Raw genomic sequence first — 16,820 nt, forward strand, 5'->3', positions numbered from 1 at the left:
GCATGCCATCATGCGCACAATGCTTGTGTCGAACTAAGGCAGCGCTATAGATTGCGCGCGCAAATATTCCGTGAGACAGACATGCCCGATTTTCCGACACTGGCGAAGCTCGCCGACGACCTCGAAAGCGGCCGCACCACCTCCCGTAAGCTGGTCGAGGCCTGCATTGCCAGGATCGCCGACCCCGCCGGTGAGGGCCAGCGCGTCTTCATCCACATCGACAAGGACGCCGCGCTCGCAACCGCGGATGCGATGGACGCCTTGCGCAAGGTCAAGGCCGCCCCGTCGCGCTATGCCGGCATCCCGATCTCGATCAAGGATCTGTTCGACATCAAGGGCCAGGTGACGCGGGCGGGCTCCCGCGCGCTCGACGATTCCCCGGCGGCCGAGCACGACGCCGCGACGGTCGCGCGGCTGCGCAAGGCCGGCTTCGTCCTGATCGGCCGCACCAACATGACCGAGTTCGCCTATTCCGGCATCGGCATCAATCCGCATTACGGCACGCCGAAGGGCGCCTGGAACCGGGCCGAGGGCCACGTGCCCGGCGGCTCGTCCTCGGGCGCCGCGGTCTCCGTGCTCGACGGCATGGCGCATGGCGCGCTCGGCACCGACACCGGCGGCTCCTGCCGGATTCCGGCCGCCTACAACGGCATCGTCGGCTACAAGCCGACGCAGCGGCGCGTGCCGCTCGACGGCGCGGTGCCGCTGTCGTTCTCGCTCGACAGTATCGGCCCCCTGGCGCGATCGGTCAGCTGCTGTGCCATTCTCGATGCGGTGCTGGCAAATGAGCCGGTCGTTGCGCTGAGGCCTCGCCCGGTGAAGGGCATGCGGCTGGCGGTGCCGACCACGATCGCGCTTGACGATCTCGATGCGGAAGTGGCCGAGACGTTCGAGCGCGCGCTGAAGTCGCTTGCCGATCATGGCGCCATCATCGAACGGATCGAGATGGCCGAATTCCACGACATCGGCCCGATGAACGCCAAGGGCGGCTTTGCCGCCTCCGAAAGTTACGCCTGGCATCGCTATCTCATCACCTCCAAGGGCGACGTCTACGACCCCCGCGTGTCCGTGCGCATCCTGCGCGGCGAGGCGCAGAGCGCGGCCGACTACATCGATCTCCTCAACGAGCGCCGCTCGCTGATCGCCCGCGTCGATGCGCGCCTCGCGCCCTATGACGCGCTGGTGCTGCCGACCACCGCCAACACCCCGCCGAAGATCGCCGATCTCGCCGACGACAAGGCGTTCACCACCCAGAACTTGCGCGCGCTGCGCAATTGCACGCTGATCAACATGATCGACGGCTGCGCCATCTCGCTGCCCGCGCATCGCGAGGGCGACATTCCCGTCGGCCTGATGCTGGCGGGTGCGGGCGGATTGGACCGTCGTATCTTTGAACTTGCTGCCGGCATGGAGGCCGTAATTCGTGTTTGACCTGACTTTCACCGTCGATGCCCAGGACACCACCACGCCGCTGACGCTGGCGATCGACCAGATGGTCATCGCCGGCTGGACCGGCCGCGATCCCGTCGCGCGCGACAAGCACATCAAGGAGCTGCAGGAGATGGGCATCGCCCCGCCGGCCTCGACGCCGATCTACTACCGCGCCTCGGCGCGGCGGCTGACCCAGCAAGGCAGCATCGAATGCTGCGGCGGCGATTCCTCCGGTGAGGTCGAGTTCGTGCTGATCGGCTGGCAGGGGCGCATCTTCGTCGGCTGCGGCTCCGACCACACCGATCGCAAGGTCGAGGCCTACAACGTCACCGTCTCCAAGCAGATGTGCGACAAGCCGATCGCCTCGACGCTGTGGGAGCTCGAAGACGTCATCGGCCATTGGGACAAGATGATCCTGCGTTCCTACGCCACGATCAAGGGCGAGCGCGTGCTCTACCAGGAGGGCACGCTGGATGCGATGCTGCCGGTTGCCGACCTCATCGCACGCGGTTTTGAGGGTGGAAAATTCCCCGACGGCTGCGCCATGTTCGGCGGCACCTTCGCAGCTAAGGGCGGCATCCGCCCGGCCGACCGCTTCGAGTTCGAGCTGGAAGATCCCGTGTTGAAGCGGATCATCAAGCACGGGTATGACGTAACGACGCTGCCGGTGAGGGGCTAACTCGCTCCACACCAAATGGTGGGGGATAGTCGCGCCACAAGCGACGGTCGCGTAGGGTGGGCAAAGCGAAGCGTGCCCACGTCTTGCGAAGACGTGGGCACGGCGCAAGAGCGCCTTTGTTTGCCTACCCTACGAGACTGCGTTGCGGGCGCAACTCTCTCCACGTCATTGCGAGGAGCCCTTGCGACGAAGCAATCCAGACTGGTTCCACGGTGCACTCTGGATTGCTTCGCTGCGCTCGCAATGACGGGGAGATAGTCATCGGAAATCGGGTGGCGGGGTGAACGCCGAGCTGCAAAGGTGATTGTTATGACAATGACCGCACGCAAATCACCTTCTCCGCCCTCCGTCGACCTCGCCGCCCACGTCGATGCCCTCGACTGGCCCGAAATCACAGCCGAGCTCGACACCCAGGGCTGTGCCATCCTGAAGGGCCTGCTCACGCCGGAGCAATGCCGCACCATCGCTGTGCTCTACCCCGACGAGGCGCACTTCCGTAGCCGCATCGTCATGGGCCGTCACGGCTTTGGCCGCGGTGAATACAAGTACTTCTCCTATCCGCTCCCTGACCTGATAGCGCAGCTCCGCCCGGCGCTCTACGCGCACCTTCAAGCCGTCGCCAATCGCTGGAACGAGGCGATGGGGATCGATATCCGCTACCCCGCCGCGCATGCGGCGTTCCTGAAGCGCTGCCACGACGCCGGGCAGGCGCGGCCAACGCCGCTGCTGCTGCAATACGAGGCGGGCGACTTCAATTGCCTGCACCAGGACCTCTATGGCGAGCACGTGTTCCCGCTGCAGGTCGCGATTCTGCTCTCCGAGCCCGGCCGCGATTTCACCGGCGGCGAGTTCGTGCTGACCGAGCAGCGCCCGCGCATGCAGTCCCGTGCCGAGGTGGTGCCGCTCGCGCAGGGCGACGCCGTCGTTTTCGCCGTGCATCACCGCCCGGTGCAGGGGACACGCGGCACCTACCGCGTTAATCTGCGCCATGGCGTCAGCCGGATTCGTTCGGGACAACGCCACACGCTGGGTGTGATCTTCCATGATGCCAAATGAGCGCTGCGATTGACGGCCGATTTGTTCGATAGCGTTGCCGAGGCGCAGCCGTCGCGCGAGGAGATCGCCGACGGCGCGGTGCTGCTGCGCGGATTCGTCAAACCGATCGAGAGCGAGCTGATCGCCGCCGTGCGCGCCATCGTGGCGCAATCGCCGTTCCGGCGGATGACCACGCCCGGCGGTCATCTGATGTCGGTGGCCATGACCAATTGCGGCGAGCGCGGCTGGATCACCGACCACACCGGCTATCGCTACGACCCGATCGATCCGCGGACCGGTGCGCCATGGCCGGCGATGCCGCCGGCGTTCCGCGATCTCGCGCGCCGCGCGGCGGAGCAGGGCGGCTTTGCCGGCTTTGCGCCGGATGCCTGCCTCGTCAATCGCTATGAGCCCGGCACGCGGCTGTCGCTGCATCAGGACAAGGACGAACTGGACTATGCGGCGCCGATCGTCTCCGTCTCGCTCGGCCTGCCCGCGACCTTCCTGTTCGGCGGCCTGGCGCGCGCCGACAAGCCGCGCCGCTTCCGCCTCGTCCATGGCGACGTCGTGGTCTGGGGCGGGGCCAGCAGGCTCGCCTATCACGGCGTCGCGCCGCTCGCCGAGGGCGAGCATGCGCTGCTCGGGCGGAAACGGATCAATCTGACGTTCCGAAAGGTGCTCTGAGGCGTTTCCTCTGGCGTTGCCGTCGACTAAGCTTCGGCGAGGGGGAGGCGGCGACATGACCACTGCACAGGTCTCGACTGGCGCGAGCGCAAACGCGGCTCGGACGGGAGTCTATCTCGCCGCGCTGCAACTGGTGTTCACGCTGGGCTGGACCACCTACGTCATCTATCTGCCAAAGCTCGCGGCCGAGGTCGGCATCGCGCCGTCCGCCGTCATCCTCATCCTGATGCTGGACCAGGCGATCTTCACCATCGCCGACACCGCGATGGGGATTGCGGCCGACAAGATCGCGCCTTTCGTCGGGCGGCTCGGCCTGTTCGTCGGTGTGCTGGCGGCGATCTCCTGCGCGGCCTTCGTCGCGCTGCCCTTCGTGGCGGGGATCGGCGCGGGGGCGCAGGTCTGGTTGATCGCGCTGATCGTGGTCTGGTCGATCACGTCATCGGCCCTGCGTGCGCCGCCGCTGACCTTGCTCGGCAAGTATCGCGCAAGGCCGCAAGTGCCGTTCCTCGCGGCGCTGGCCATGCTGGGCTATGGCCTCGCCGGCGCCGTCTCGCCCTATCTGGGCGTGGTGCTGCGCGAGCACGATGCGCGGCTGCCCTTCGTGATCTCCGGCGCGGTGCTGTTGCTCACGGCGCTCGGACTGTCGCGGATCGAATACGATGCGGCGCGCGACACCATCCCGCCGACGCCGGCCGAGGCGGCCAAGCCGCTGGGCCTCGTGCCGCTCGCCTTCATCGTCGCGATGGTGGCGCTCGCGCTCGGCTATCAGCTGCACTTCGCCATGAACAGCGCGCCGTTCTATCTGCGCTTTGCAAGGCCCGACGAGCTGCAATGGCTGATGCCGGTGTTCTGGATCGGCTTCAACATCGCGATGTTTCCGGCGAGCCTCGTCGTCAAGCACCGCGGCGGCCTGATCGTGATGGGCGCGGCCGGATTGCTTGGCGCGGTCGCGATCGCTGCGGCCGAATTCGCCGGCAGCCTCAACACGCTGATCGCCGCGCAGTTTCTCGCCGGAGCGGCGTGGGGCTGCATGCTGATGAGCGCGATCTCGGCCGCGCTCGCCATCGGCTCGACCGGCGCGGAGGGAAAGGTCACCGGTCTCGTGTTCTCGGCGCTGGCGCTCGGCACCTTCGCGCGGATGGCGGCGGTCGCCGGCGGCCTGCAGAAGATGCCCGAATACGCGCCGCTGCTGCACTGGGCGCCGGTTGCCTGCTGGTCGGTGGCAGGCGCGGGCTTGCTGGTGATCGCAGCGGCGCGGTTACAGGGAGGTGCTCACCTCAAGGCTTCGGCGGGTGGATGAACGCCCAGGGGCTGACTTCGGAGTCCCGTGTCACCTCGACCGAGATCAGGTACGGCCCGCTGTGGCTAAGCGCCTTCTCCATTGCCGCCTTGAACTGGTCCGGTGCGGTGACGCGCGCAGATGCGACGCCGAAGGATTCCGCGAGCTTGACGAAATCCGGATTGACCAGATCGGACGCCACCACGCGGCCGTCGAAGCGCTCGCGCTGGTCGCGGCGGACATTGCCGTAGGCGTTGTTGTTGAACACCAGCGTCACCACGCCGATGTTGAACTGCACGGCGGTGGCAAGCTCCTGCACGCCGAACATGAAGCCGCCGTCGCCCGTGATTGCCACCACCGGCTTATCAGGATTGGCGACCTTGGCCCCTAACGCGGTCGGGAAGCCCGAGCCGAGCGTGCCCTGATAGCCTGACGTGATGAAGGTCCGCGGCTGGTAGATCGGAAAGCCGTACCAGGAGGCGAAGCCGAACTGCGACAATTCATCGGTCACGATCGCGTTCGCCGGCAGCACCTCGCGCAAAATGTTGAGATACGCCATCTGCGGCTGGATGCGCTGGATCTCTGCCAGCGCGGTCGCCGTCGCCTCGCGGATTGCCGCCCGACGGCTGGCGGTCTTGCTGTAGCCGGCCTTGCTGACGGCCGCAGCGAGATCGGCGGTTGCGGCCTTGGCATCGGCGACGATCGCGGTGTCCGAGATGAAGCGCCGCATCTCGACGGGATCGATGTCGATGCGGATGCTCTTCAAGCCGTCGGGCCGATACGGCCAGCGCGACATGGTCGGCAGCTCCAGCCGCGAGCCGATGCCGATCATCAGGTCGGTGTTCGGCCACAGCTTGTAGGCGGCGGCCATGGTCAGCCCGAGCTCATGCGCGTTGGAGACGATGCCGCGGCCGCTGCGGAAGGCCACCACGGGCGCATCGATCATCTCGGCGAGCTCGAGGATCTCCTCGCCCGCCTCGATCGCGCCGCTGCCGACGAAGATCATCGGCGCCTTGCTGGTCTTGATCAGCGCGGCCGCCTGCTTGATCAGATCAGGATCGGGCAGGGGCGCGGGCAGCGGCTCCAGCACCTGTGCTGCCGCGGTATCGGCGCGCTGAGTAAAAATATCCCAGGGCATCTCGACCGAAGCGGGACCGCGCCGGCCCGACGTCATCTCCTGGAACGCACGCGCCACGGTGGTCGGCGCGTTGCCGGGCGTTTCGATCCGATCCGCCCATTTCACATAGGTGCGCAAGGTGGCGAGCTGGTCGGGCATCTCGTGCAGATGGCCGCGGCCCTTGCCGAGGAACTGCGTCGGCACCTGGCCCGTCACGCACAGCACCGGCTCGTTGCAGCCGAAAGCCGTGAGCAGCGCTGCGCTGGCGTTGAGCACGCCGGGGCCGGGCACCACGCTGAACACGCCGGGCCTGCCGCTGGAGCGCGCGTAGCCGAACGCCATGTAGCCGCAGGCCTGCTCGTGCCGTGCGCCGATCACTTTCAGTTGGGCCTGGTGAAAGGCGTCGAACAGGCCGTAGACCTGCGCGCCCGGCAGGCCGAACACGGTGTCGACGCCGTGGGCGACGAGGCCGCTGACGATCGCTTCGCCGCCGGTGAGGGTGGTCATTGCATCATTCCATTCGTTTCGTTTTCAGGCTTCGTCGACGACACCGTTACGCAAGCGTCCGATACCCTCGGCCTCGATCTCGATCACGTCGCCCGGCTTCAGATAGCGCGGCGGATCGAACCGCGCGCCGGCGCCGGTCGGCGTGCCCGTGACGATGATATCGCCGGGAACGAGCGTTGCGAAGGTCGAGATGTAGCTGATGAGGTAGCGGAACGGAAACATCAGCCGGCTGGTACGGTCGTCCTGCCGGAGCTCGCCGTTGACGTGCGTGGTGAGCCTGACGTCGGCGATCTGCGATTCCCTGATGTAGGGCACCAGCCACGGGCCGAGGCTGCCGCTGGAATCAAAGTTCTTGCCCTGCGTGACGTTGAACTTGGCATGGCGCAGCCAGTCGCGCACCGAGCCTTCGTTGCAAAGCGTCAGCGCGGCGATGTGGTCGAGCGCGGCACTTTCGGCAATGTGTCGTCCGGGCTTGCCGATCACCAGCACGATCTCGCCCTCATAGTCGAGCTGCGCGGACGCCCGCGGGCGCACCAGCGGCGTATCGTGGCCGACGAAGGACCGCGGCGAGCGCATGAACATGCTCGGATATTTCGGCGCCTCCTGACCGTCCTTGTACTCGGCGTTACGGTCGGGGTAGTTGACGCCGATGCAGATGATCTTTTCCGGAGCGGGCACCGGCGGCAGCCAGGTGATCTCGCCGAGTGCGTGATCCGGCGAGCGGCCGGCGGCTTCCTCGGCAAGGTTCACGAGCTTTCCGGCCGCAATCACCTCGCGCAGCGTCGGATAGTCCTTGGCGTGGCGCGGGGAGAGATCGACGATGCCTCCTTCCAGGACGGCGCCGTAACGCGTTTCACCCTGGACGGAATAAGTGGCGAGGCGAGGGAGTTTCATTGTCAATCTCTCTTGTCGTCCCGGCGAAGAACATCAATCCGCCACCAGCACATCGGCCACGAACTTTGGCTCCCGCACGGCCTGGCCTGTGAACAGCGAACCCTGTTCGAACCAGGAGCGCGGGGCAGGTGCACCCCATAGCGTCTGGCGGCGCGGATCGCGCAGCGACCAGCGCAGCGGCTCGTGGTCGTGATCGCCCGTAAAGTAGTCGCTGGTGTAGAGTTCGAGGCGGTGTCCATCGGGATCGCGCACGTAGAGGAAGAACGCATTCGAGATGCCGTGGCGTCCGGGGCCGCGCTCGATGTTCTTCACAAAACCCTGGGAGGCCATGACGTCGCAGAGATGGATGATGTTCATCGCCGTCGGCGTCCAGTAGGCGAAGTGGTGCAGCCGCGGACCCTTGCCATTGGTGATCGCAAAATCGTGGACATTGCCCTTGCGATGCATCCAGGCAGCAGCGATACGCCCGTTCGGTCCATCCTCCTCGGCATATTCGGTGAGGCGGAAGCCGAGCCGTGCGTAGAAGTCGACGGTGTCCTGCACCTCGGCGGCGAAGACGTTGAAATGGTCGAGCCGCTGCGGATGGCATCCCCGGTAGAGGTCGTAGCGGCGCAGCAGATGCGGACGCTTGTCCATCGCCGCGTAGAGCTCGATCTGGAAGCCGAAGGGATCGGTGAATTGCAGCGTGCGGCCCTGGAACGGCTGGTCGGCGAAGGCGTAGCCGAGGCCGTTCTCGGAGAGGAAGGCCGCGGCCTTGTCGAGATCCCTGTCGTTGCCGACCTTGAAGCCGAGCCTGTTACAGGCGGGCACGGCCGCCTTGCGCAGCACCAGCGAGTGATGCTGATGCTCCTCGGCGGCGCGCAGGTAAACCACCTTGTCGTCGGCATCCTCGACATGCAGGCCGACGGTGGTCTCATAGAATTCGCGGCTCAGCTTCAGGTCGGTCACGTCGAGCACGACATGGCTCGAACGGATGATGTTGAAGGGCGGCTCGAAGATATGTTGCGGTACCGGCATTGGCGTTTTCCCTCGGAATGACGAGTCCTACATTCCCAGTTTCTGAATCTTGTGCGTGCCCCGCGCCAGCGAGACGTGCTTGGTTTCCATGTAGAAGTCGAACGAATAATCGCCGCCGTCGCGGCCGATGCCTGAGGCCTTCATGCCGCCGAACGGTGTCGGCAGATGGCGGACGTTTTCCGAGTTCAGCCAGATCATGCCGGCCTCCAGCGCGTCGGCGACGCGCAGGCTCCGGCCGACATCGTTGGTCCAGACGTAACCGGTGAGGCCATAGCGGATGTCGTTGGCGATCTCGATCGCGTCCTTTTCATCCCGGAACGGCAGCACGGTGAGGAAGGGGCCGAACACCTCCTCCTGCGCCACGCGCATCTTGCCATGCGCACCGGTCACCAGCGTCGGCTCGACATAATGTCCGCCGCCGGGGCCGTCATAGGCCTTGCCGCCGACGGCGATGGTCGCGCCATCCTGGCGCGCGACGTCGAAATAGGAGCAGACCTTTGCCAGGTGCCGCTCGTGGATCAGCGGCCCGATCTCGGTCGCGGGATCGAGGGGATGGCCGACCTTCAGCGCCTTCACCCGCGCGGTCAGCTTCTCCACGAATTTTTCGGCAATGCTGGCCTGGATCAGCAGGCGGCTCGACGAGGTGCAGCGCTCGCCATTGAGCGAGTAGATCATGAACACGACGGCATCGAGCGCACGGTCGAGATCGGCGTCGTCGAACACGATGACCGGGTTCTTGCCGCCGAGCTCGAAATGCACGCGCTTTAGGGTTGGCGCACCCTGCGTCATGATCGCAGAGCCGGTCGCACTCTCGCCGACGAAGCCGATCGCCTTGATCGCGGGATGCTCGGTCAGCGCCTTGCCGGCCTCTTCGCCAAAGCCGTGCACGGTGTTGAGCACGCCGTCGGGCACGCCGGCTTCCTTGACGAGCCTTGCCAGAATGGCGGCCGTCACCGGCGACCATTCGGCCGGCTTGTGCACCACGGTGCAGCCGGCTGCGAGGGCAGGGGCGATCTTCCAGGTCGACAGCATGAACGGCGTATTCCACGGCGTGATCACGCCGACCGGGCCGATCGGCACGCGCGTCGAGATATTCCAGTGTTCGTCGCTCGGCGTGTTCTGGCCGTCGCGCGCTTCCGCGCATTTGTCGGCGAAGAAGCGGAAGTTTTCGGCGGCGCGGATCGCAGCCTTGGCCATGAAGCGATAGGCCTGTCCGGTGTCGATGCATTCGAGCACAGCGATGTCTTCGGCATTGTCCTCGATGGTGTCGGCGACGCGATGCAGCAGCTTCTTGCGCATCGCGGGGCCCATGTCGCGCCAGGATTTGAAGGCCAGCGCAGCGGCGGTGGCCGCGCGATCGATATCCTCGGCATTGCCGCGCGCGACACTCGCGAGCGTGGTGCCATCGACCGGCGACTTCGTCTCGAAGGTCTCGCCCGAGATCGACGGGACGATCTTGCCGTCGATCATGTGGCCGATGCCGTCGGCGCGCAGCGTCTTCAGCAGCGGGGTAACGCGATCGCGGTTGGCCTGGAACACATCGGCTTTCGGGGTGGGCTTATCCATGGGCGGCCTCCGCTTTCAGGGCGTCGTGGATGTTGTTGCGTTTCCAGCTGGTGTCCTTGTCGTTGATCTGCATGTCGAACGAGAGGGCGAACTTGCTGGCGGCGAAGACGGGATCGAGATGTCTTGAAAGCGCCTGGAACACGTGCTCGCCGGCTTTCTGACGCGTGGGAAGGTCGCGGCCCTCGCCGATGCGCAGCACCATGTCGAGGAAGCCGTAGTCCTGCCTGTTATCGGCGATTGCATAATGCTCGCACCTGACGGCGCGGACGCGGATGCCGCCGAGCGGGAAGATGCCGGTCTCGACTGCCGCCTTGCGCACGACTTCACAGACGGCGCCGATGTCGAGGCGGCTGTCGAGATTGGCCGAATATTCAATCGTGAAATGCGGCATCGCGGTTTCACTCCCTGTATTCTTATTCGTCAGGCGAAGTAGCAGCTCACCGAGCCGTAGGCGCCATAATCGGCTTGAATTGTGTCGCCCTTGCGGGTCTCGATCGGACGGATGAAGGAGCCGGCGAGCACGATTTGGCCGGGCTCCAGCGCGAGCCCGAGCGGCGCGATCTTGTTGGCGAGCCAGGCGACCGCGGTCGCGGGATGATTGAGCACGCCGGCGGCAAGGCCGGTCTCTTCGAGCTGGCCGTTCCTGAAGCACAGCGCGCCGATCCAGCGCAAATCGGCCTCGAGCGGACGGATCGGCCGTCCCCCGAGCACGATGCCGGCATTCGCCGCGTTGTCGGCGATGGTGTCGAAGATTTTTCGCGTGGCTTTCGTCCTGGGATCGACGCGCTCGATCCGCGTATCCAGAATCTCCAGCGCCGGCACCACGAAGTCGGTGGCGTTGAGCACGTCGAACATCGTGCAGTCGGGGCCAGCAAGCCGCTTGCTCATGACGAAGGCGAGCTCGGCCTCGACCCGTGTCGCAATGAAGCGCTCGGTCGGAATGATCCCGCCATCGGCAAAGAACATGTCGTCGAGCAGCACGCCGGAATCCGGCTCGTTGATGTCAAGCGCGCTCTGCATCGCCTTCGAGGTCAGGCCGATCTTGTGCCCCCTCACGATGCGCCCCTCGGCGAGCTTGACGTCGACCCAGGCCTTCTGAATCGCGTAGGCATCGGCGATGGTGATGTCGGGGAAATCCTGCGAGAGCTGCCGGATCTGCGTGCGGGTCTTCTCCGCCTGGTGCAGACGCCTCGCACAAGCTTGGATATCGTCGTTGGAAAGCGCCATTTGTGATCTTGGAAATCGTGGTGCCCGGAGATGCTTAACATGTTAAGTGAATGCGTCAAACAGAATCTGGCCATGCTGCACTGCAAACGTTTTGCGGCTTGAAAGGGCGCCATGACCAAGAGACCGGCTGATCCCGCCAACGCAAGCGCGCCTGCCGCAGGACCTACCGCAAGGCAGGTGCCGATGCGCGACTTCTCGCGCTCGCTGCCGATGTCGCTTTTGCGCGCGCGCGAGGCGGTGATGCGGCAATTTCGCCCCTCGCTGCGCGAGCACGGCCTGACCGAGCAGCAATGGCGCATCCTCCGTGCGCTGGCCGCCATCGAGGCCGCCGAGGTCACGGAACTCGCGCGCACCGCGTTCCTGCTCGGGCCGAGCCTGTCGCGCATCCTGCGCGATCTCGAGGCGCGCAATCTGATCGAACGCAAGACCGCGAAGGCCGACCAGCGCCGCAGCATGGTCTCGATCTCGAAGGAGGGGGTGAAGCTGATGGCCTCGGTCGCGCCGTCCTCGGAAGCGATCTATGCCGAGATCACGCGACGCTTTGGCGCGCGCAAGCTTGCCGAGTTGCAGGAGATGCTCGGCGAGCTCGAACTGAGTCTTGCAGAGCTGGGCGCCGGCGAGGAGGCAAGTGCCGGGGAGTGAAGCAGATATGCGCGTCCGGGCGCCGCGAGCCATGGACATGCATGCGCATTTTCGCGCAAATTGTGGCCCAGGCCGACGGTCGATCAGGCGCCGATTCCCGGCGCCTGAAGGCGGCCGCATAGGCGTTGCGTCATTGCGAGCATAGCGCGGCGGCCCGGTTCGCGGTAACAGCGGGGGTGTGCTGTCGCGGCGCTCGTCATGGTGACGACGGTCCCAACAACAAAGAAGGAAGGCAACGTGGCGAACAAGGTCAAGGAAATCTGGAAGTCGGGCAAGGCCGTGGTCAACGCGTGGCTCGCGATACCCTCGGGCTTCTCGGCCGAGATGATCGCGCAATGCGGCTTCGACAGCGTCACCGTCGACATGCAGCACGGCGTGCAGGATTATCTGTCGATGGTGCAGTGCTTCCAGGCCATGGACAAGCATCCGGTGACCCCGATGGTCCGCGTGCCCTGGAACGAGCCCGGCATCATCGGCAAGGTGCTCGACGGCGGCGCCTATGGCGTGATCTGCCCGATGGTCAACACGCCGCAGGAAGCCAGGAACCTCGTCTCCTATTCCAAATATCCGCCGCAGGGCGTCCGCTCCAACGGCCCGATCCGCGCCGGCATGTACGGCACCGCGGGCTCCTACCAGAAGACGGCGAATGCCGACACCATTCTGCTGCCGATGATGGAGACCAAGACCGCGGTCGAGAACATGGAAGCGATCCTCGACGTCGAGGGCATCGACGGCGTCTATATCGGCCCGTCCGATCTCGGCTTCTCCTACGGCCTCGAGCCGAAGCTCGACCGCAGCGAGCCGGAAATCCTCGCGATCTACGACAAGATCATCAAGGAATGCGGCAAGCGCGGCCTCAACCCCGGCATCCATTGCAGCGGCGCCGAGGGTGCTGCGCGCGCCATCAACATGGGCTTCAAGCTGGTGACGCTCTCGAACGAGGTCGGCCTGATGACCACCTACGCCAAGATGCAGGTCAACGCGACCCGCAAGGATTCCGGCGGTAAGGCTTAAGATCTCGCGAATGGCGAATAGGGAGTGGCGAGTGGTGCTGCTCCCGTCCGCCATTCGCCACTCACTATTCGCTACTCGCCTATGGAGACACCCATGACCATCAGCCCCGTCATCCGCCTGCATCCCGATGATGGCGTGCTGATCGCGCGCGCGAGCCTGCCGCCGGGCACGGTCGTGGCCGACGGCGTCACCACGGTCGAGCGCATTCCCTCCGGCCACAAGGTCGCGATCAAGCCGATCGCATTGGGCGAGCCTGTCATCCGCTACGGCCAGATCATCGGCTTTGCGACGATACCGATCGCGCCGGGCCAGCACGTGCACGTGCAGAATTGCGGCATGGGCGACTTCGCCAAGGACTATGCCTACTGCGCCGACGTCAAGCCGACGCCGAATTTCGACCTGCCCGCGAGCTTCGAGGGCATCCGCCGTCCGGACGGCCGTGTCGCCACGCGCAACTATATCGGCATCCTCACCTCGGTGAATTGCAGCGCCCATGTCGCAGGCCTCGTCGCCGACGTCTTCAAGAAGAATCCCTTCACCGGCGACAACCCGCTGGCCGATTTCCCCAACGTGGACGGCGTCGTCGCACTGACCCACAAGACCGGCTGCGGCATGACGCAGAACGAGCCCTTAGCGCTGCTCCGCCGCACCCTCGGCGGCTATGCGCGGCACGTCAATTTCTCCCACGTCATCGTGCTTGGGCTGGGCTGCGAGGTGAACCAGATCGGTGGGCTCATGGAAGAGCAGAAGCTCGCCGGCCGCCTGCGCGCGATGGACATCCAGGAAGTCGGCGGCACCCGCAAGACGGTGGAAGCGGGCATCGCCTTCGTGCGCGAGGCGCTCGCGGATTCCAACAAGGTCAAGCGTGAGTCGGTACCGGTGAGCGAGCTCACCGTGGCCCTGCAATGCGGCGGCTCCGACGGCTATTCGGGCGTATCAGCCAATCCCGCGCTTGGCGCGGCCAGCGATCTCATCGTCCGCCACGGCGGCACCGTGATCCTGTCGGAGACGCCGGAGACCTATGGCGCCGAGCATCTGCTCACCCGCCGCGCGGTCAGCCGCGAGGTCGGCGAGAAGCTCGTCGATCTCATGCGCTGGTGGGACGAATACACGATGCGCGAAGGCGCCGAGATGAACGCCAATCCGAGCCCCGGCAACAAGGCCGGCGGCCTCACCACCATCCTGGAAAAGTCGCTCGGTGCGATGGCCAAGGCCGGCACCACCAATCTCGTCGACGTCTTGCGCTACGCCGAGCCCATCACCAAGAAGGGTTTCGTGTTCATGGATACGCCCGGCTACGATCCCGTGGCTGCGACCGGGCAGGTCGCCGGCGGCGCCAATCTCGTCTGCTTCACCACCGGCCGCGGCAGCGTGTTCGGCTGCAAGCCGGCGCCCTCGATCAAGCTCGCCACCAACACGCCCATGTACAAGCGCATGGAAGAGGACATGGACGTCAATTGCGGCACCATCCTCGAAGGCGAGGAGAGCGTCCAGGAGTGCGGCCAGCGCATCTTCGAGCTGATCCTCAAGACGGCCTCGGGACAGCCGACCAAGAGCGAAAGCTTCGACTTCGGCGGTGCCGAGTTCGCGCCCTGGGTGCTCGGCGCGACGATGTGATCGCGCGCAACGCGCACCTCTTTGCGGAAATATGCAGGACCGGAAGGCGCACCCTCGGTAATCTTACGGAGGTGCCATTTGACCGCGCGGTTTCCCTTGCTCACGCCCAATTAACCCTGTTGCCGTAGGTAAGAGGGTGATGCGGGCTCCACTCCTTCGAGGCGTTGCCCTTCGCAAGGATTGGACGACGATGACGCGCGCGATACGGCCGACCGGCGTGGAAAATCTCCTCGGCGAGGAGGAGCTGATCGTGTCGAAGACCGATCTCAAGGGCCGCATCACCTACGCCAACGACGTCTTCATCCGCATGGCGAAATACAGCTACGCCGAGCTGATGGGCGCGCCCCATAGCCTGATCCGTCACCCCGACATGCCGCGCAGCGTCTTCAAGCTGCTCTGGGACACACTTCAGTCCAGGCAGGAAATCTTCGCCTACGTCGTCAATCTGGCCAAGGACGGCAGCCATTACTGGGTGTTCGCCCACGTCACGCCGACATTCGACGAGCGTGGCAACATCGTCGGCTATCACTCGAGCCGCCGCAAGCCGGAGCCTGCGCAGATCGAGCGCATCAAGCCGATCTACAAGACGCTGTGCGCGGAAGAGGCGCGGCATGCCAATTCCAAGGACGGCATGCATGCGAGCTTCGAGGCGATGGTCGGACTGCTGAAGCAACAGGGTGTCGGTTACGATGAATTTGTGCTCTCTCTCTAAGGCGCAGGGAGCGACCGCGCTCGCGTGTGTTCTGGTCGTCGTTGCGTTTATCCTCTCGCTTCTCGGCGTGACCGGAATCTCCGGAGCGCTGTTGCTTGGCGCGACGGTTGCGCTGCTCGGTTACGCCGTCTGGTGGCAGCGCTGCGCGGCGGTCGCCGTCGATGAGGTCGCCGAGGTCTGCCGCAAGGCTTCGCAGGGCGATCTCGAAGCGCGCATCCTGAGCAATCGTCAGGCCGGACGGATCGGGGCGCTCCAGAAGTCGGTCAACGACATGCTCGACATCACCGATGCCTATTTGCGTGAAGCTTCGGCGTCGATGGAATACGCCGGCTGCGGCAAGTATTTCCGCAAGATCCTCGCGCGCGGTCTGCCCGGCTCGTTCCGCCGTTCGGCCACCGTCATCAATTCCGGCACCGACAGCCTCGGCCGCCGTGTGGTCGAGATCGGAGATCTCGCGAAACAGTTCGGCACGCATCTCGACCAGGTTGCGGGCACATTGATGGGCGCCGCGACCGATCTTGAATCCGACGCGGGCCAGATGGCGACGGCAGCCGAGAAGACCAGCCGGCAGACCTCCGGCGTGCGCAGCGCCTCCGACCAGGCCTCGCGCAACGTCGCCACCGTCGCCAGCGCCGCGGAACAGCTTGCGTCCTCGATCGCCGAGATCAGCCGCCAGGTGGCCGGCTCGACCACGAGCACGGGGCGCGCCGTGAACGAAGCCAATCGTGCCGGCAGCGAGATCCGCACACTTGCGGACGCCGCGATGCAGATCGGCGACGTCGTCAAGCTGATCAGCGAGATCGCCTCGCAGACCAACCTTCTGGCACTCAATGCCACCATCGAGGCGGCGCGGGCAGGAGAGGCCGGTCGCGGCTTCGCGGTGGTGGCCTCCGAGGTCAAGAACCTCGCCAACCAGACCGCGAAGGCGACCGAGGAGATCAGCGCCAAGGTCGGCGAGATGCAGCAATCGACCACCAACTCGGTCGCGGCCGTCGAGGCGATCGCGCAGACCATCGCCGAGATCAACGGGATCACCGCCTCGATCGCGAGTTCGATCGAGCAGCAGGGCCATGCGACCCGCGAGATCGCCCGCAATGTCCAGGAGGCCTCGGCCGGCACCTCGCAGATGTCCTCCAATGTCACCGGCATCAGCGAAGCCGCCGCCGACACCGGCCGCGTCGCGTCCCGCGTCAACAGCGCCTCCGAACGCGTCCATGGCGAGGTCGAGGCGCTCCGGCGCGAGGTGACGCAGTTCCTGCAGCGGCTGACGTCGGCGGCGTAGCCGCACCCACCAGAGGTCGTCATGCCCGGGCTTGTCCCGGGCATCCACGTTCTTGGGACCGCAAGAGAAGGTCGTGGATGGCCGGGACAAGCCCGGGCATGACGCTGGGGAAGCTTC

General features: G+C 65.6%; 16 protein-coding genes. 10 read left to right on the top strand and 6 right to left on the bottom strand.

Annotated features, from left to right (window positions below; translation table 11 throughout):
• Positions 1-81 precede the first annotated feature (81 nt).
• From AC1RUR_RS04680 to AC1RUR_RS04700, 5 genes are all read left to right on the top strand, one after another.
• The gene (locus AC1RUR_RS04680; RefSeq protein WP_492841817.1) at positions 82-1,431 is read left to right on the top strand and encodes an amidase; all 1,350 of its coding nucleotides are present in this window, start codon (positions 82-84) and stop codon (positions 1,429-1,431) included.
• Positions 1,424-2,110 carry a DUF2848 domain-containing protein gene (locus AC1RUR_RS04685; protein ID WP_492841819.1) on the top strand — a complete coding sequence of 229 codons (687 nt, stop codon included), beginning with the start codon at positions 1,424-1,426 and terminating at the stop codon, positions 2,108-2,110. The genes AC1RUR_RS04680 and AC1RUR_RS04685 overlap by 8 nt, the downstream gene beginning before the upstream one ends.
• Positions 2,111-2,419: 309 nt before the next feature.
• Positions 2,420-3,166, top strand: a complete 747-nt coding sequence (locus AC1RUR_RS04690) for a 2OG-Fe(II) oxygenase (RefSeq protein ID WP_492841821.1) — start codon at positions 2,420-2,422, stop codon at positions 3,164-3,166.
• Between the two features lie 9 nt (positions 3,167-3,175).
• Positions 3,176-3,829 (top strand): DNA oxidative demethylase AlkB, encoded by a 654-nt coding sequence (gene alkB / locus AC1RUR_RS04695; protein WP_492841823.1) that lies wholly within the window; start codon positions 3,176-3,178, stop codon positions 3,827-3,829.
• A 55-nt stretch (positions 3,830-3,884) separates the two neighbouring features.
• The gene (locus AC1RUR_RS04700) at positions 3,885-5,129 is read left to right on the top strand and encodes an MFS transporter (protein ID WP_492841825.1); all 1,245 of its coding nucleotides are present in this window, start codon (positions 3,885-3,887) and stop codon (positions 5,127-5,129) included.
• Here the strand turns inward: AC1RUR_RS04700 and AC1RUR_RS04705 are convergent.
• The 6 genes from AC1RUR_RS04705 to hpaH are packed head-to-tail and all read right to left on the bottom strand — an operon-like array spanning position 5,107 to position 11,436.
• Positions 5,107-6,732 carry a thiamine pyrophosphate-dependent enzyme gene (locus AC1RUR_RS04705; protein ID WP_492841827.1) on the bottom strand — a complete coding sequence of 542 codons (1,626 nt, stop codon included), beginning with the start codon at positions 6,730-6,732 and terminating at the stop codon, positions 5,107-5,109. The two genes, AC1RUR_RS04700 and AC1RUR_RS04705, sit on opposite strands and share 23 nt — an antisense overlap.
• A 24-nt stretch (positions 6,733-6,756) precedes the next feature.
• On the bottom strand, positions 6,757-7,626 hold the full coding sequence (locus AC1RUR_RS04710) for a fumarylacetoacetate hydrolase family protein (RefSeq protein ID WP_492841829.1): 870 nt from the start codon (positions 7,624-7,626) through the stop codon (positions 6,757-6,759).
• Positions 7,627-7,659: 33 nt separating this feature from the next.
• Positions 7,660-8,643, bottom strand: coding sequence for a 3,4-dihydroxyphenylacetate 2,3-dioxygenase (gene hpaD / locus AC1RUR_RS04715; RefSeq protein ID WP_492841831.1), 984 nt, complete (start codon positions 8,641-8,643; stop codon positions 7,660-7,662).
• 27 nt (positions 8,644-8,670) lie between these two features.
• On the bottom strand, positions 8,671-10,209 hold the full coding sequence (gene hpaE / locus AC1RUR_RS04720; protein WP_492841833.1) for a 5-carboxymethyl-2-hydroxymuconate semialdehyde dehydrogenase: 1,539 nt from the start codon (positions 10,207-10,209) through the stop codon (positions 8,671-8,673).
• On the bottom strand, positions 10,202-10,600 hold the full coding sequence (locus tag AC1RUR_RS04725; protein ID WP_492841835.1) for a 5-carboxymethyl-2-hydroxymuconate Delta-isomerase: 399 nt from the start codon (positions 10,598-10,600) through the stop codon (positions 10,202-10,204). The genes hpaE and AC1RUR_RS04725 overlap by 8 nt, the downstream gene beginning before the upstream one ends.
• Positions 10,601-10,629: 29 nt before the next feature.
• Positions 10,630-11,436 carry a 2-oxo-hept-4-ene-1,7-dioate hydratase gene (gene hpaH, locus AC1RUR_RS04730; RefSeq protein WP_492841837.1) on the bottom strand — a complete coding sequence of 269 codons (807 nt, stop codon included), beginning with the start codon at positions 11,434-11,436 and terminating at the stop codon, positions 10,630-10,632.
• A 111-nt stretch (positions 11,437-11,547) separates the two neighbouring features.
• On the opposite strand from hpaH, the gene hpaR reads away from it, so the two are divergent.
• The 5 genes from hpaR to AC1RUR_RS04755 all read left to right on the top strand — a co-directional run bounded on the left by hpaR (position 11,548) and on the right by AC1RUR_RS04755 (position 16,703).
• Positions 11,548-12,078, top strand: coding sequence for a homoprotocatechuate degradation operon regulator HpaR (hpaR, locus tag AC1RUR_RS04735; protein ID WP_492841839.1), 531 nt, complete (start codon positions 11,548-11,550; stop codon positions 12,076-12,078).
• Between the two features lie 237 nt (positions 12,079-12,315).
• Positions 12,316-13,092, top strand: coding sequence for an HpcH/HpaI aldolase family protein (locus tag AC1RUR_RS04740; protein ID WP_492841841.1), 777 nt, complete (start codon positions 12,316-12,318; stop codon positions 13,090-13,092).
• A gap of 93 nt (positions 13,093-13,185) precedes the next feature.
• On the top strand, positions 13,186-14,709 hold the full coding sequence (locus AC1RUR_RS04745) for a UxaA family hydrolase (RefSeq protein ID WP_492841843.1): 1,524 nt from the start codon (positions 13,186-13,188) through the stop codon (positions 14,707-14,709).
• Positions 14,710-14,899: 190 nt separating this feature from the next.
• Complete coding sequence (locus AC1RUR_RS04750) at positions 14,900-15,421, top strand: PAS domain-containing protein (RefSeq protein ID WP_492841845.1); 522 nt, start codon at positions 14,900-14,902, stop codon at positions 15,419-15,421.
• The gene (locus tag AC1RUR_RS04755) at positions 15,399-16,703 is read left to right on the top strand and encodes a methyl-accepting chemotaxis protein (protein WP_492841847.1); all 1,305 of its coding nucleotides are present in this window, start codon (positions 15,399-15,401) and stop codon (positions 16,701-16,703) included. Before AC1RUR_RS04750 ends, AC1RUR_RS04755 begins: the two co-directional genes overlap by 23 nt.
• Positions 16,704-16,820: the final 117 nt, after the last annotated feature.

Source organism: Bradyrhizobium sp. GW821-FHT12B03, assembly GCF_058807535.1.

Coding starts and splice junctions, on each gene's coding strand:
- AC1RUR_RS04710 (WP_492841829.1), bottom strand. CDS start 7,626: ATGAAACTCCCTCGCCTCGCCACTTATTCCGTCCAGGGTGAAACGCGT.
- AC1RUR_RS04705 (WP_492841827.1), bottom strand. CDS start 6,732: ATGACCACCCTCACCGGCGGCGAAGCGATCGTCAGCGGCCTCGTCGCC.
- AC1RUR_RS04745 (WP_492841843.1), top strand. CDS start 13,186: ATGACCATCAGCCCCGTCATCCGCCTGCATCCCGATGATGGCGTGCTG.
- hpaD (WP_492841831.1), bottom strand. CDS start 8,643: ATGCCGGTACCGCAACATATCTTCGAGCCGCCCTTCAACATCATCCGT.
- hpaR (WP_492841839.1), top strand. CDS start 11,548: ATGACCAAGAGACCGGCTGATCCCGCCAACGCAAGCGCGCCTGCCGCA.
- AC1RUR_RS04755 (WP_492841847.1), top strand. CDS start 15,399: ATGAATTTGTGCTCTCTCTCTAAGGCGCAGGGAGCGACCGCGCTCGCG.
- AC1RUR_RS04690 (WP_492841821.1), top strand. CDS start 2,420: ATGACAATGACCGCACGCAAATCACCTTCTCCGCCCTCCGTCGACCTC.
- AC1RUR_RS04680 (WP_492841817.1), top strand. CDS start 82: ATGCCCGATTTTCCGACACTGGCGAAGCTCGCCGACGACCTCGAAAGC.
- AC1RUR_RS04750 (WP_492841845.1), top strand. CDS start 14,900: ATGACGCGCGCGATACGGCCGACCGGCGTGGAAAATCTCCTCGGCGAG.
- hpaE (WP_492841833.1), bottom strand. CDS start 10,209: ATGGATAAGCCCACCCCGAAAGCCGATGTGTTCCAGGCCAACCGCGAT.
- AC1RUR_RS04725 (WP_492841835.1), bottom strand. CDS start 10,600: ATGCCGCATTTCACGATTGAATATTCGGCCAATCTCGACAGCCGCCTC.
- hpaH (WP_492841837.1), bottom strand. CDS start 11,436: ATGGCGCTTTCCAACGACGATATCCAAGCTTGTGCGAGGCGTCTGCAC.
- AC1RUR_RS04700 (WP_492841825.1), top strand. CDS start 3,885: ATGACCACTGCACAGGTCTCGACTGGCGCGAGCGCAAACGCGGCTCGG.